The organism is Variovorax sp. (assembly GCF_035634955.1).
Taxonomy (GTDB): domain Bacteria; phylum Pseudomonadota; class Gammaproteobacteria; order Burkholderiales; family Burkholderiaceae_C; genus Variovorax.
Window position 1 is genome coordinate 304,280 of sequence record NZ_DASQBZ010000025.1, and the last position, 13,146, is coordinate 317,425.

Genomic DNA, 13,146 nt, shown 5'->3' on the forward strand with positions numbered 1-13,146 from the left:
GAAAGCGCATCGATTTGCGCCCTGGCGCGAAGCGCCTTACAGCCGTCCCAGCAGCAGGTATTCCATCAGCGCCTTCTGCGCGTGCATGCGGTTCTCGGCTTCGTCCCACACCACCGATTGAGGCCCGTCGATCACCTCGGCCTGCACTTCCTCGCCACGGTGCGCGGGCAGGCAATGCATGAACAGGGCGTCGGGCCGCGCAGCGCGCATCATTTCCTCGTCGACGCACCAGTCGGCGAAGGCCTTGCGGCGCGCCTCGTTCTCGGCCTCGTAGCCCATGCTCGTCCAGACGTCGGTGGTGACGAGGTCGGCGTCGCGGCAGGCCTCCATCGGGTCGCGAAAGACCTTGTAGCTGCTGCCCGAGCGGATGCCGGCCACCGACTGGTCGACCTCGTAGCCGCTCGGCGTGCTGACATGCACGGTGAAGCCCAGCACCTCGGCCGCCTGCAGCCAGCTGTTGGCCATGTTGTTGCCGTCGCCGACCCAGGCGACGGTCTTGCCCTGGATCGAGCCGCGGTGCTCGATGTAGGTGAAGATGTCCGCCAGGATCTGGCACGGGTGGAATTCGTTGGTCAGGCCGTTGATCACCGGCACGCGCGAATGCGCCGCGAAGGCCTCGATCTTGGTCTGCTCGAACGTGCGGATCATCACCAGGTCGACCATGCGGCTGATGACCTTGGCCGAATCCTCGATCGGCTCGGACCGTCCCAACTGGCTGTCGCCGGTCGTCAGGTGCACCACCGAACCGCCCAACTGGTACATGCCGGCCTCGAAGCTCACGCGGGTGCGGGTGGAGGCCTTCTCGAAGATCAGCGCCAGCGTGCGGTCGGCCAGCGGCTGGTGCTTCTCGTAGGCCTTGAACTTGCGCTTGATGATCGCGGCACGCTCGAACAGGTAGGCATAGTCGTCCGCCGTGAAGTCGGCGAACTGCAGATAGTGGCGGATCGAGGTTGCGGTATTGCTCATGGCTGCAATTTAAGCGAGAAACCGCTTGATGATCGGCACCAGGATGGCGACGATCTCGTCCGCCTCGGCCTGGCTGAGGATGAGCGGCGGCACCAGGCGGATGACGCTGTCGGCCGTCACCGACAACAGCAGCCCGGCCTCGCAGGCCTGGTTGAGGATGACGCCGCAGGGACGGTCGAGCTCGATGCCCAGCATCAGGCCCTGGCCGCGTACCTCCTTCACGCCGGCCAGGCCGCCCAGTTCGCGCTCGAGCGCCGCCTTCAGGTGGCCGCCCACATTCCGGGCGTTGTCGAGCAACCGGTGCTCTTCCATGATGCGGATGGTCTCGATGCCCGCGCGCATCGCCAGCGGGTTGCCGCCGAAGGTGGTGCCATGGTTGCCGGGGCCGAAGATGCCCGCCGCCTTGGGACCGGCCACCACGGCGCCGATCGGCACGCCCGAGCCCAGACCCTTGGCCAGCGGCATCACGTCGGGCACGATGCCGGCCCACTGGTGCGCGAACCACTTGCCGGTGCGGCCCATGCCGCACTGCACCTCGTCGATGATCATCAGCCAGTCGCGTTCGTCGCACAGCTGGCGCACCTGGCGCAGGTATTCCAAGCGCATCGGGTGGATGCCGCCTTCGCCCTGGATGGTTTCGAACATGACCGCGACCACGTTCGGATTGCCCTCGGTGGCCTTCCTGAGCGCATCCACGTCGTTCAGCGGCACGCGGATGAAGCCTTCCACCAGCGGGCCGAAGCCGGCCTGGATCTTCGGGTTGCCGGTAGCCGACAGCGTGGCGATGCTCCGGCCGTGGAAGGCATGCTCGTACACCACGATCTCGGGGCGCTCGATGCCCTTGTCGTGGCCGAACTTGCGTGCCAGCTTGATCGCCGCCTCGTTGGCTTCCAAGCCGGTGCAGCAGAAGAAGGCGTTGGTCAGGCCGGACAATTCGACCAGCTTCGCCGCCAGCGTTTCCTGCCCTGGCACGTGGTAGTAGTTGGAGCTGTGGATCAGCTTGGCGACTTGGTCCTGCAGCGCCGGCACAAGTTCCGGATGGTTGTGGCCCAGCGTATTGACGGCAATGCCGCCCAGGCCGTCGAGGTAGGCCTTGCCCGCGGTGTCCCACACGCGGCACCCCAGGCCGTGCGACAGCGCGATCGGCAGGCGCCCGTAGGTGTTCATGACGTGGGGCGAGGTGGGCTGGGCGGTGTCGCTCATGCGGGGCTCCATTCGAGGGACGGACAAAAGGGAAGGCGAAGGCAAATTCTAGGCGCCGGCCCCCGGGCCTTCGGTGACGATTGCGCATCACAGCAATGTCCCGGCGCGGGCGCATGGCAATGTGTCCCGCGCTCGCGAGCGGATGAGTCGCACGGGTAGAATCCCTTGTGCGCCGCAACATTGCTGCGCTCCCTCCCGCACACATGGTTTCTCCCAACGCCAAAGAAATCTTCATCCAGGGCATCACCCATGACGGCCGCACCTTCAGGCCGAGCGATTGGGCCGAGCGCTTGGCAGGCGTGATGTGCTCCTTCCGGCCTGGCGGCGCGGTGCCGGGCAGTCACCTGAGCTACTCGCCGTGGTGCGTGCCCACGGTGATCAACGGCGTCAAGTGCGTCGTGGTCAACCAGGCCCTGCGCGAGTACGACCCGATGGCGTGGGACTTCGTCATCAACTTCGCGCGCGACAACAACCTCCAGATGGCCGAGGCCTGCCTCGTGCCGGATGCGCCGCCCGCCCCCGGCGTGGCGCCGCCGTCCGGCAAGCGGTAGGCCGGCAAGCCGCGGCCGCGCCCATGCCTGCCCCGCCGATCTCCCGATGGGCCGGCAACGGCCTTTGGTGGCTGGCGGGCCTGGCGCTCGGGCTTGCCGGCGCAGTCTGGATCGCCCGCGACGGCTTGCGCGCCATCTCCGACGATTTCGACACGCAGGCGCGCATCGTGCATCGCCTGCTGAGCCAGCAGGTGGTGCAGTACGACGCGGTGCTGGCCACGCTGGCGCTTCTGGGCAGCACCGACGACCGACGCGCCGCCGAGCAGCGCCTGGGCCATGTCTACCCGAGCATCCGGGCGGTCGGGCGGCGCAGCGGCGACGATGCCTGGCCGGATCCCCGGCTCGGCGACGCCGAGCGCGTGTCGCGCGACGCCAAGCGCGCCGCGCTGGGGCCGGGCGATCTGGCGGCCGGCCGCTACTGGCTGGTGATGGCGGCGCAGCCGGTCAGCTATGCGCTGGAGGTGGACCTCGCCCGGGCCGTGCCGTGGGCCGACTGGCCGATGGACCCGCGCAGCAGCCCCGTGCGGGTGGCGTTGAGCGGCGCCGGCGGTCAACAGTTCGTGGTCCAGCCCGGGCAGTCGCAGGCGGGCACGTGGCACCTGGCTTTCCACAAGACGCTGGCCTCGCCGAGCCAGGATTTCGAAGTCCTGGCCGAGCGGCCGGTACGCCTGGGCGAGTTGCCTTGGGCTGCCATGGGAGCGTGGTGCGCTGTGGTGGCGGCCGCGCTGGTGGCAGCGCGCGCGCTGGTGCGCCAGCGCAGCGCCCGGCGCCGTGCCGAGGAGCGGGCCCGATTCGCGCAGGTGGCGCGCCTGAACGCCCTGGGCGAGTTGGCGGCGGGCATGGCGCACGAATTGAACCAGCCGCTGACGGCCGTGCTTGCCAACACGCAGGCCGCGCGCCGGCTGCTGGCCGACCCGGCGGCCTCGGCCGAAGACCTGCAGACGGCGCAGGCCGCGATGGGGCAGGCGGCCGACCAGGCGCGCCGGGCCGCCGAGGTGGTCGGCCGCCTGCGGCGGGCCATCGAGCGCCCGGCGGGAGCCCGCCGGGAAGAGGCCGTGCTGCTCGAGCCGGTGCTGCGGCGCGCGCTCGATCTGGTCGAGCCCGAGCGGGCGCGCCAAGGCGTCGAGGTGCAATGGCACGCCGAGGGCGAGCCGCCCGCGCAGGCGCTGCGCGCCAGTGTCGACCCGGTCGCGCTCGAGCAGATCCTGCACAACCTGTTGCAGAACGCGATGCAGGCGCTGTCGCAGGCGCCGGCGGGCAGCGGCCCGCGCCGCATCGAACTGCGCTGGGGCGCGCTGGACGCCCGGCATTGCGTCGTCCGCATCTGCGACAACGGCCCCGGTATCGCGCCGGACGTCCTGCCGCGGATCTTCGAGCCCTTCTTCAGCACCCGCGCCGACGGCCTGGGCCTTGGCCTGAGCCTGTGCGAGACGCTGGCGCAGGAGATGGGCGGCGCGCTCGAGGCCGGGCCCGGCGAGAATGGTCGCGGCGCCTGCTTCACGTTGCGCCTGCTCCGCGCATGACCCTTGCACAGAACACCTTGCCGCCGGCAACCCAGTCGCCGCTGATCCACCTCGTCGACGATGACGCGGCGGTGCGCGATGGCCTGGCGCTGCTCATCGGCACCATCGGCCTTCGCGTGCAGCCCTGGAGCGACGCCCGGCAGTTTCTCGACGCCTTCGATCGCCACGGAATCGGCGCGATCGTGCTCGACGTGCGCATGCCCGGCATGAGCGGCCTGGCAGTGCTGGAGACGCTCGTCGCTCAGGGCGTGGACCAGCCGGTGCTGATGCTCACCGGCCATGGCACGGTCGAGATGTGCCGCCGCGCCTTCAAGGCCGGTGCCGCCGAATTCCTGGAAAAACCGGTGGACGACGAGGAATTGCTCGAGGCGTTGCGCCAGGCGGTGCGGCGCCACGTGCGCTCGCGCGAACGGCGCCAGGCGGACGAGGCGGCGCGCGTGCGTTTCGGCCTGTTGTCCGAGCGCGAGCAGGAGGTACTGCGCCACATCGTGCGCGGCCTGTCGAACAAGGAAATTGCCCGGGTGCTCTCGCTGTCGCCTCGCACCGTGGAAAGCCATCGCGCCAGCATCTTCGCCAAGCTCGAATGCGACTCGCTGGCGCAGCTGATCCGCAGCTTTGCGCAGTTGGCCGACGGCGACGCCAATGGCGGCCGCCCGCCGCCGGCTCCGTAGAACTACGCACATCCGCGCGTAGGCGTACGAATGGCCGCAAGGGGCCGGGTTTCGAACAATGCAGGGACGGTGGCGCCACGCTGCCGCATCCCTCTCATCCAAGCCAACCGGAAGACCCGAATGAAGATTCAAGCCCGCCTCGCCGTTGTCGCCTCGCTCGTCATTGCCGCCTGCGGCGCCGCCCAGGCGCAGGACAGCGCCGTGCGCACCGAGAAGAACATCTCCCTGGCCCTGGCCAACCGCATCGCCGCCGAGTCGGTGGCCGCCTGCGCCGCCAACGGCTATGCCGTGGCCGCTACTGTGGTGGACCGCGCCGGCACCGTGCGCGCCGTCCAGCGTGCCGACAATGCCGGTCCGCACACGCTGGCCGCGAGCGAACGCAAGGCATTTACGTCTGCTTCGGCTAAGGCGCCGACCAAGGCGATGCAGGAAAACGCGCAGAAAAACGCCGGCGCGGCCCAACTGACCGACATCCCCGGTTTCCTGCTGCTCGGCGGTGGCCTGCCGATCAAGGCGGGCAACGAGGTGATCGGCGCCGTGGGCGTCGGCGGTGCGCCCGGCGGTCACCTGGATGAGCAGTGCGCGCAGTCGGCGCTCGACAAGGTCAAGGCCGACCTGGGCTGAGCCCGGCCGCGGCAGGCGCCGCGGCTCGCTGGGGCTGCTTCTTTTCGATCGCCCATGAAAAAACCGCCCGAAGGCGGTTTTTTCGTCTTTGCTGCAGCGCACCCCGATCAAACGGCGGACCGGCGAGCGGTCCGGGCGGGTGGTTGCCTGGTGAAAAGCCTCAGGCGGCGGCTTGAGCGGTTGCCAGGGCCTTGACCTTGGCAGCCAGGCGGCTCTTGTCGCGAGCGGCCTTGTTCTTGTGGAAGATACCCTTGTCGGAGATCGTGTCGACGATGCTCTGCGCCTTGGCGAAGAGTTCGGCGGCCTTGGTCTTGTCGCCGGCGACGACAGCCTTCTCGACGTTCTTGACGGCGGTGCGGTACTTCGAGCGCAGCGAGGAGTTCGCGGCGTTGAGCTTGACGTCCTGGCGGGCGCGCTTGCGGCCCGACGCCAGGCGCGGGTTCTTTTTCTTCGGCTTAGTGGCCATGATTGAATATCCTTCGTGTTTGAGGATGTTGCAGCAAAGCCCTCCATTATAGGGCATTCGCCGTAGCCGGGCAGCACGCGCCTGCGCTCACCTACACTCGGCCGGTGTCTCTGCTCAAGTCTGCCTCCACCGTCTCCCTGCTGACCCTGGCCTCGCGCATCACCGGACTCGTCCGGGACGTGCTCATGGCCTCGGTGTTCGGCGTGAGCGCATTGACCGACGCCTTCAACGTCGCCTTCCGCATTCCGAACCTGTTTCGTCGGGTATTCGGCGAGGGCGCCTTCAGCCAGGCGTTCGTGCCTGTGCTGGCGGCGCGCAAGGCGCAGCACGGCGACGATGGCGCCCGCCAACTGATCGACCATGTGGCCACGCTGCTGGCCTGGGCGCTCCTGGTGCTGTCCGTGGCCGGCGTGCTGGCAGCGCCGTGGCTGGTCTGGGCCATGGCCAGCGGATTGAAGCAGACCGCGCATGGTTTCGACGCCGCGGTCGTCATGACGCGCTGGATGTTCCCCTACATCGGCTTCATGTCTCTGGTGGCGCTGGCGGGGGGCATCCTCAACACCTGGAAGAAGTTCGCGGTTCCCGCCGCCTCGCCGGTGCTGCTCAACCTGTGCCTGATCGGCTCCATCGTGTTGGGCGCGCCGCTGTTCCGGCGCCTGGGCATCGAGCCGATCTACGCCCAGTGCGTGGGCGTGATGGCCGGCGGCGTGCTGCAGGTGGCGATCCAGTTGCCGGCGCTGCGACGCCTGGGGCTGATGCCGCGCATCGGCGCCAGCCTGGCCGCCGTGCGCACCGCCTGGACCGATCCGAACACGCGCAAGGTGGTCAACCTCATGCTGCCCGCCCTGCTGGGCGTGAGCGTGGCGCAGATTTCGCTGCTGATCAACACCCAGATTGCCTCGCACCTGGCGCCCGGCAGTGTCACCTGGGTCACCAATGCCGACCGGCTGATGGAATTCCCCACCGCGCTGCTCGGCGTGGCGCTGGGCGTGGTGCTGATGCCGCAACTGGCCGGCGCGCGCGCGGCGGGAGACGAGGCGCGCTATTCGTCGCTGCTCGACTGGGGCCTGCGACTGGTGGTGCTGCTTTCCGTGCCGGCTGCCGTGGCGCTGCTGGTGTTCGCCGGCCCGTTGGTCGCGGTGCTGTTCCACTACGGCCACTACCAGGGCAGCGACGTGATGCGGACGACATCAGCTCTGCTCGGCTACGGCGTCGGCCTGCTGGGCATCGTGGCCATCAAGGTGCTGGCGCCGGGCTACTACGCGCAACATGACATGCGCACGCCGGTGCGCATCGCGGTGGGCGTATTGGTGCTCACCCAGGTGCTCAACTTCTTCCTGGTGCCGCACCTGCAACATGCCGCGCTCACGCTGTCGATCGGCATCGGCGCGCTGGTCAACTCGCTGTGGCTGCTCGTCGGCCTGTTGCGCAGCGGCCTGTTCCGTCCGCTGGCCGGTTGGCCGGTATTCCTTCTGCGCGTGGTGGCGGCTTCGGTGGTGCTGGGCGGCCTCCTGTTCTGGGGTGCCCACCATTTCGACTGGGTGGCGCTGCGGGCCCAGCCCCTGTACCGGATCGGCCTGATGGCGGCGCTGCTGGCCGGCGCCGGCCTGTGCTACTTCGGCGTGCTGCTGGCCAGCGGCCTGAATCTGCGGCGCATGCTGCGCCAGTGAGGAAACGGCCGACCGCAAGATGCGGCGGCCTTGCCTTGACGCCTCCGACCGGGTCATCTAAAAAGGCTCATGTCCCTGAGCATTCCCGCGCCCACCGCACTCGAATATTTCGGCATGCTCGTGCAAAGCGACGAGCAGTTTCCCCTGCTGGAGGCCGTGGCCAGCCTGGCGCAGGACGAGTACCCCGACCTGGACGTGCAGCAGGTGCTCGGCGACGTCGACCAGCTGCTGGCGCGAGTGCGCCGCCGCCTGCCCGCCGACGCGGCGCCGCTGCAGCGACTGCGCGTCCTCAACCAGTTCTTTTTCCACGACCTGAACTTCGGCGGCAACGTCAACGACTACTACGACCCGGACAACAGCTACCTGAACGCGGTGCTGCGCACGCGACGCGGCATTCCCATCTCGCTGGCGGTGCTGTGGCTGGAACTGGCCCAGGGCCTGAATCTGCACGCGCGCGGGGTGAGTTTTCCCGGCCACTTCATGATCAAGGTCACCATGCCCAAGGGGCAGGTGGTGCTCGACCCGTTCACCGGCCGCTCCCTGTCGCGCGAGGAACTGGTGGAGCGGCTGGAGCCCTACAAGCGCGGCCACGGGCTGGTGGGGGAGTTCGACGTCCCGCTCGGCCTTTACCTGCAGCCCGCCTCGCCGCGGGAAATCATCTCCCGCATGCTGCGCAACCTCAAGGAGATCCACCATGCGCAGGAAGACTGGCCGCGGGCGATCGCGGTGCAGAACCGCCTGGTGGTGCTGTTGCCCGACGCCTGGGGCGAGTTCCGCGACCGCGGTCTCGCGCACGCAGCCCAGGGCAGCGTGGCGCAGGCGTTGCGCGATCTCGAGATCTATCTCGCGAACGTCGAGGACGCACTCGACCTGGAGGTGATCGGCGAGCGCTGCGCTGAATTGCGTCGCGCCGCGCGCCGGGGTGCGCCTTGACCGGGCCGGCGGGTTTCGGGGCGGATGCGCATGCCGCCGGCCCCGATCTGGGCACGCGCCACCAGTTCCACGGCATCCAGCCGGTGTTGCCGGTGGCCGACGTCAGCCGGGCGGCGCGCTACTTCCGTGACGTGCTGGGCTTCGAAATCGACTTCATCGCCGGCGAGCCGCCGAGTTATGCCCGGGTCAAGAAAGGCGCCGAACGCACCCATGGCGACCCGGTCTACATCCGCCTGTGGCAATGCCGCAACCCGGGAACCCAGGCCTGGAAAGGCGAGATCGTCATCCATGTCGGCCATGACATCGACGGACTGCATGCCGCCTACGCGCGGCGCGGAGTGACCGTGGTCGAGCCGCTGGCTTCCCAGCCGTGGGGCCTGCGCGAGTTCGCCATCCGCGAGCCGGATGGGCATGTGCTGCGTTTTTGCGGCTACCTGTAGGTCGTAGCCCGGCGGCGGCCGGTCTGGCGTTGGCTTAGCATCCGCCTCCATGAGAATTCTGGTGGTCGAAGACGACAAGGTGCTCGCCGACGTGCTGTCGCGCGCGCTCAGCCAGGCCGCGCACGCGGTCGACCTGGCCGCCAGCGGCGAAGAGGCCGACCGCGCGCTGGCCGCCGCCACTTACGACCTGGCGATCATGGACATCGGCTTGCCCGGTCTGAGCGGGCTCGACGTGCTGCGCCGCCTGCGCGAGCGCCGCTCGACCATGCCGGTGCTCATCCTCACCGCGTTCGACCGCCTGGAAGACCGGGTGCGCGGCCTCGACCTGGGCGCGGACGACTACCTGGCCAAGCCGTTCGACCTGCCCGAACTCGAAGCGCGCGTGCGTGCGCTCCTGCGCCGTGGCAGCAATTCCACGCCGTGGCTGGAGCACGGCGCCTTGCGCTTCGACACCGTGGGCCGCCGCGTGTTTCATGACGGCAAGCCGCTGGAACTGTCGCCGCGCGAACTGGCCGTGCTCGAACTGCTGCTCATGCGCGAAGGCCGCGTGGTGAGCAAGGAGCAGATGGTCAACCACCTCTACGGCTGGGCCGACGAGGTCGGGGACAACGCCATCGAGGTCCACGTCTATCGCCTGCGCCGCAAGCTCGAGCCGCTGGGCTGCGAGATCCGCACCGTGCGCGGCATGGGCTACCTGATGGAACGCGCGGATGACTGATGGGCGGGCTGCGACGCGCATCGCGACCCCTGGCGCAACCTCGGCAGGCCCTCGGCCGGAGCCGCGCCTTCAGCGCAAGCTGCTGGTGCTGCTGCTGGTGCCGCTGCTGCTGTTGCTCGCGCTGGACGCGGGCGTCGCCTGGTGGACCTCGCTGCGGCTGGCCAACCTGGCGCATGACCGTTCGCTGCACGAGATCGCCCGCGAGATCGTGCTGCATGTGCGCGTCGATGGCGGCCGCCCGCGCCTGGAGCTTTCCCAGGGCGCGGCGGACGTGCTGTTGCGCGACCCGCAGGACCGGCTGAGTTTTCGACTGGCGGCCGAGGACGGCACGCTGCTCGGAGGCGATCCGGAGATCGTGCCGTCGCTGCTGCCGCCCGGCGCGCCACCGCGCTATTTCGGCGACCGGCTGGGCGGCGAGCCGGTGCGCTTCGTCGAGGCCTGGATGCCGGCCTCGGAACGTGCGCCGACACCACGCGTGCTGGTGCAGGTGGCCGAGACGCTCAACAAGCGCAACGCGCTGGCCTGGGAGATGGTGCTCAGCATGGTGGCCCCGCAGTTCCTGCTGATCCTGATCGCGACGCTGATCGTGTGGCTCGGCGTGTCGCAGGGCCTCGCCCCGCTGGGACGCCTGCGGCGGGCCGTGTCCGATCGCTCGCACCTGGACCTCAGCCCGCTGGCGACCGGCGACGTGCCGGGCGAGGTGCGGCCGCTGGTGGATGAGGTCAATGAGTTGATGGCGCGTCTGGGCCGCACCTTCGACTTCCAGAACCGCTTCGTTGCCGACGCCGCCCATCAGCTCAAGACGCCGGTGAGCGGGCTGAAGGCGCAGATCGAGCTGGCGCTGCGCGAATCCGACCCGGAGCGCCTTCGGCATGCGGTAGCGCAGCTCTACGTGAGTGCCGACCGCCTTTCGCGCCTGGTACGCCAGCTGCTTTCGCTTGCGCGCAACGAGCCCGGAGCGCTCGACGCCGTCCAGCTCCAGCCGCTCGACCTGGACGCCTTCGCGCTGCAGGTCGGCATGGATTGGGCGCCGCAGGCCATCCGCAGGGGCATCGACCTGGGCTTCGAGGGCGTGCGGCGGCCGCTGATGATCGCCGCCGAGCCGGACCGGCTGCGCGAGTTGATCAACAACCTGATCGACAACGCCATCCGGTACAGCGAGCGCGACGGGCGGGTCACGGTGCGGGTCGGCGAGGCGGGGCCGGACCACGTGCAGTTGGCCATCAGCGACGACGGGCCGGCGATCCCGGTGCCGGAGCGGGCGCGCGTCTTCGAGCGCTTCCACCGGCTGCTGGGCACGCCGGAGGACGGCAGCGGGCTCGGCCTGGCCATCGCCAGCGAGATCGCCACGCTGCACAAGGCGCGCATCACGCTGGAAGAGGACAGCGACGGCGTCGGGAACACCTTCAGCGTCATCTTTCCGAAGGCGTGACCCTTCCGCTGTCAGCTGGCTGACAGCTAGGAAACAGTTTGACGACAGCCAACCGCCAGAAGGCTGACAGGCCAGGGGCCTAGTCTCGGAGACAGCGCGGCCGACGGGGCCGCGTCTTTTTTCCTAGGAGACACCATGGAGCTACTGAGCAGCCCCGAATTCTGGTTGGCACTGTCGCAAATCATCCTGATCAACATCGTCCTGTCGGGGGACAACGCGGTCGTCATCGCGCTGGCCTGCCGGTCGCTGCCGGCTCGGCAGCAGAAGAAGGCGATCGTCTTCGGCAGTGTCGGCGCGATCGTGCTGCGCGTGGTGCTGACCTTCTTCGCCGTCTACCTGCTGACCTTGCCCTACCTCAAGCTGATCGGCGCGGCGCTGCTGCTGTGGATCGGCGTGGGGCTGCTCAAGGGTGACGACGGCGACGAGGAAATGGAAGGCCACACCGGGCTGGCCGCCGCCATCAAGACCATCATCGTGGCCGACCTGGTGATGAGCCTGGACAACGTGATCGGCGTTGCAGCCGCCGCCAAGGGCAACGTGCCGCTGCTGGTCTTCGGCCTGGTCATCAGCATCCCGCTGATCATCTTCGGCAGCCAGATCATCCTCAAGCTGATGGGGCGTTTCCCGATCATCATCACCGCCGGCGCCGCCCTGCTGGGCTGGGTGGCCGGCGAGATGGCCCTGACCGACCCGTCGGTCACGGGCTGGATGGAAACCCATCACTTCATGCACAACGTGCTGCCGCCCGTGGGTGCGGTGCTGGTGGTCGCGCTTGGCCTGTGGCTGGCCAAGCGCGCTGCCCAGCAGGCGCCGAGCACGGTCGACCAGGCGGCCTGAGCACCTGTGCCATGCGCCAGATCCTGGTGCCCATCGACCCCGACGAGCCGGCGCGCAACCGCAGCGCGCTGGCTCAGGCGATCCGCATCTGCCGCGAAGAGCCGGCGAGCGTGCGGCTGCTGAACGTGCAGCCGCGGCTCAGTGGCCACGTGGCCATGTACTTCGACCCCGACGAACTGCACCAGATCCAGCAGCAGGCCGGACGCGACGCGCTCGAGCCGGCGCGGGAACTGCTCGATGCCGCCGGCGTGCGCCATGCCAGCACGATCATGAGCGGTCGCAGCGCCGAGGTGATCGCCCAGGCGGCGCGGCGCTTCGGATGCGACCGGGTGCTGTTCGGCGAACCCGGCCCCAGCCTGGCGGGGCGGGTGTTCGGCTCGCTGGCCGAGCAGGTGCGGCAGCTGCTGCCCACCGGCTGGTACCAGGTGCTCGGTTCCTGAAGGGGCGCGACCGCGCGCCAGGGGTGCGCGATCAGGTGGCGGCTTGCGCTGCCCGCTCGAGCGCCTGCGCCGCGCTGCACAGGGTGGCGAACCGGCCGGCCAGCACGGTGGCGGTGCGCGCCTTGATGGCATCGGCGGGAAGCGGGGTACCGTCGGGCTGCTGCATGTCGAACGTGAGCGTGGCGTCGGTCACGAAGTCCACTGTCCAGCCCAGGTCGGAGGCATGGCGAGCGGTGGTCTCGCAGCATTGCTCGGTACGGATGCCGCTGACGATCAGGCGCCCGATGCCCTGCTGGGTAAGCCAGACATCCAGGCCGGTGCCGACGAGTGCGCTGTGGCGCTGCTTGTGCACCGTCGTGTCGGCGTCGAACGCGGCCAGGCCCTCGATGGGCCGCACCTGGCCGGATGCCAGTGAAAAGGGGTTCGCGGCCTGATCGGGGCCGGCCACATGGAACACGCGGGCCAGGGGCATCCCGGCAGCCCGGGCGCCTTCGATCAGCGCGTTCTGGGCCGCCAGCCACCCCGGCATGTCGCGCTCGGTGAAGAAGGGGCGATGGCGGAAGGACTCCTGGGCATCGATGACTATCAGACAGGTCTTCATGGTGCGGGGGTTTTCGCTGGATGGGGAAATGCCGCGATTGTGCGTCGCTGCGGGCCGAGCGGCTTCGGGCC

At 69.2% G+C, this 13,146-nt stretch carries 15 protein-coding genes; 11 read left to right on the forward strand and 4 right to left on the reverse strand.

Features of this window, described 5'->3' with window-relative positions; all coding sequences use genetic code 11:
• Nucleotides 1-36 precede the first annotated feature (36 nt).
• Entirely contained in the window at nt 37-966 is a 930-nt protein-coding gene (gene argF, locus VES41_RS15725; RefSeq protein ID WP_324818789.1) for an ornithine carbamoyltransferase, read from the reverse strand.
• Nucleotides 967-975: 9 nt separating this feature from the next.
• On the reverse strand, nt 976-2,169 hold the full coding sequence (locus VES41_RS15730) for an aspartate aminotransferase family protein (RefSeq protein WP_324818791.1): 1,194 nt from the start codon (nt 2,167-2,169) through the stop codon (nt 976-978).
• Nucleotides 2,170-2,372: 203 nt separating this feature from the next.
• On the opposite strand from VES41_RS15730, the gene VES41_RS15735 reads away from it, so the two are divergent.
• The 4 genes from VES41_RS15735 (at nt 2,373) to VES41_RS15750 (ending at nt 5,538) form a co-directional block, all read left to right on the forward strand.
• Nucleotides 2,373-2,720, forward strand: coding sequence for a DUF3579 domain-containing protein (locus VES41_RS15735; protein WP_324818794.1), 348 nt, complete (start codon nt 2,373-2,375; stop codon nt 2,718-2,720).
• Nucleotides 2,721-2,743: 23 nt separating this feature from the next.
• A complete protein-coding gene (locus VES41_RS15740; protein ID WP_324818797.1) occupies nt 2,744-4,243 on the forward strand; it encodes a sensor histidine kinase in 1,500 nt (499 codons plus the stop codon).
• Nucleotides 4,240-4,914: a response regulator transcription factor gene (locus VES41_RS15745; RefSeq protein ID WP_324818800.1), complete on the forward strand. Its 675-nt coding sequence runs from the start codon at nt 4,240-4,242 to the stop codon at nt 4,912-4,914. The genes VES41_RS15740 and VES41_RS15745 overlap by 4 nt, the downstream gene beginning before the upstream one ends.
• 120 nt (nt 4,915-5,034) lie before the next feature.
• Entirely contained in the window at nt 5,035-5,538 is a 504-nt protein-coding gene (locus tag VES41_RS15750) for a heme-binding protein (RefSeq protein ID WP_324818803.1), read from the forward strand.
• Nucleotides 5,539-5,698: 160 nt separating this feature from the next.
• Here VES41_RS15750 and rpsT read toward each other — a convergent pair whose 3' ends face one another.
• On the reverse strand, nt 5,699-6,004 hold the full coding sequence (gene rpsT / locus VES41_RS15755) for a 30S ribosomal protein S20 (protein WP_324818805.1): 306 nt from the start codon (nt 6,002-6,004) through the stop codon (nt 5,699-5,701).
• Between the two features lie 104 nt (nt 6,005-6,108).
• Between rpsT and murJ the strand changes: the two genes are divergently transcribed.
• The 7 genes from murJ (at nt 6,109) to VES41_RS15790 (ending at nt 12,474) form a co-directional block, all read left to right on the forward strand.
• Nucleotides 6,109-7,674 carry a murein biosynthesis integral membrane protein MurJ gene (gene murJ, locus VES41_RS15760; RefSeq protein WP_324818807.1) on the forward strand — a complete coding sequence of 522 codons (1,566 nt, stop codon included), beginning with the start codon at nt 6,109-6,111 and terminating at the stop codon, nt 7,672-7,674.
• Between the two features lie 69 nt (nt 7,675-7,743).
• A complete protein-coding gene (locus tag VES41_RS15765; RefSeq protein WP_324818810.1) occupies nt 7,744-8,607 on the forward strand; it encodes a SirB1 family protein in 864 nt (287 codons plus the stop codon).
• Complete coding sequence (locus VES41_RS15770; RefSeq protein ID WP_324818813.1) at nt 8,604-9,047, forward strand: VOC family protein; 444 nt, start codon at nt 8,604-8,606, stop codon at nt 9,045-9,047. The genes VES41_RS15765 and VES41_RS15770 overlap by 4 nt, the downstream gene beginning before the upstream one ends.
• A gap of 49 nt (nt 9,048-9,096) precedes the next feature.
• Nucleotides 9,097-9,765, forward strand: a complete 669-nt coding sequence (locus tag VES41_RS15775) for a response regulator transcription factor (RefSeq protein WP_324818816.1) — start codon at nt 9,097-9,099, stop codon at nt 9,763-9,765.
• Entirely contained in the window at nt 9,758-11,197 is a 1,440-nt protein-coding gene (locus VES41_RS15780; protein WP_324818819.1) for a sensor histidine kinase, read from the forward strand. The genes VES41_RS15775 and VES41_RS15780 overlap by 8 nt, the downstream gene beginning before the upstream one ends.
• Nucleotides 11,198-11,332: 135 nt before the next feature.
• Complete coding sequence (locus tag VES41_RS15785) at nt 11,333-12,034, forward strand: TerC family protein (RefSeq protein WP_324818822.1); 702 nt, start codon at nt 11,333-11,335, stop codon at nt 12,032-12,034.
• A gap of 11 nt (nt 12,035-12,045) precedes the next feature.
• Nucleotides 12,046-12,474: a universal stress protein gene (locus tag VES41_RS15790; protein ID WP_324818825.1), complete on the forward strand. Its 429-nt coding sequence runs from the start codon at nt 12,046-12,048 to the stop codon at nt 12,472-12,474.
• A gap of 31 nt (nt 12,475-12,505) precedes the next feature.
• On the opposite strand, the gene VES41_RS15795 is transcribed toward VES41_RS15790, so the two are convergent.
• The gene (locus VES41_RS15795; RefSeq protein WP_324818827.1) at nt 12,506-13,075 is read right to left on the reverse strand and encodes an isochorismatase family protein; all 570 of its coding nucleotides are present in this window, start codon (nt 13,073-13,075) and stop codon (nt 12,506-12,508) included.
• Nucleotides 13,076-13,146 lie beyond the last annotated feature (71 nt).

What these genes read in the sequence shown, in the direction of transcription:
- argF (WP_324818789.1), bottom strand. Translation starts at nt 966, where the DNA reads ATGAGCAATACCGCAACCTCGATCCGCCACTATCTGCAGTTCGCCGAC.
- VES41_RS15730 (WP_324818791.1), bottom strand. Translation starts at nt 2,169, where the DNA reads ATGAGCGACACCGCCCAGCCCACCTCGCCCCACGTCATGAACACCTAC.
- VES41_RS15735 (WP_324818794.1), top strand. Translation starts at nt 2,373, where the DNA reads ATGGTTTCTCCCAACGCCAAAGAAATCTTCATCCAGGGCATCACCCAT.
- VES41_RS15740 (WP_324818797.1), top strand. Translation starts at nt 2,744, where the DNA reads ATGCCTGCCCCGCCGATCTCCCGATGGGCCGGCAACGGCCTTTGGTGG.
- VES41_RS15745 (WP_324818800.1), top strand. Translation starts at nt 4,240, where the DNA reads ATGACCCTTGCACAGAACACCTTGCCGCCGGCAACCCAGTCGCCGCTG.
- VES41_RS15750 (WP_324818803.1), top strand. Translation starts at nt 5,035, where the DNA reads ATGAAGATTCAAGCCCGCCTCGCCGTTGTCGCCTCGCTCGTCATTGCC.
- rpsT (WP_324818805.1), bottom strand. Translation starts at nt 6,004, where the DNA reads ATGGCCACTAAGCCGAAGAAAAAGAACCCGCGCCTGGCGTCGGGCCGC.
- VES41_RS15765 (WP_324818810.1), top strand. Translation starts at nt 7,744, where the DNA reads ATGTCCCTGAGCATTCCCGCGCCCACCGCACTCGAATATTTCGGCATG.
- VES41_RS15775 (WP_324818816.1), top strand. Translation starts at nt 9,097, where the DNA reads ATGAGAATTCTGGTGGTCGAAGACGACAAGGTGCTCGCCGACGTGCTG.
- VES41_RS15780 (WP_324818819.1), top strand. Translation starts at nt 9,758, where the DNA reads ATGACTGATGGGCGGGCTGCGACGCGCATCGCGACCCCTGGCGCAACC.
- VES41_RS15785 (WP_324818822.1), top strand. Translation starts at nt 11,333, where the DNA reads ATGGAGCTACTGAGCAGCCCCGAATTCTGGTTGGCACTGTCGCAAATC.
- VES41_RS15790 (WP_324818825.1), top strand. Translation starts at nt 12,046, where the DNA reads ATGCGCCAGATCCTGGTGCCCATCGACCCCGACGAGCCGGCGCGCAAC.
- VES41_RS15795 (WP_324818827.1), bottom strand. Translation starts at nt 13,075, where the DNA reads ATGAAGACCTGTCTGATAGTCATCGATGCCCAGGAGTCCTTCCGCCAT.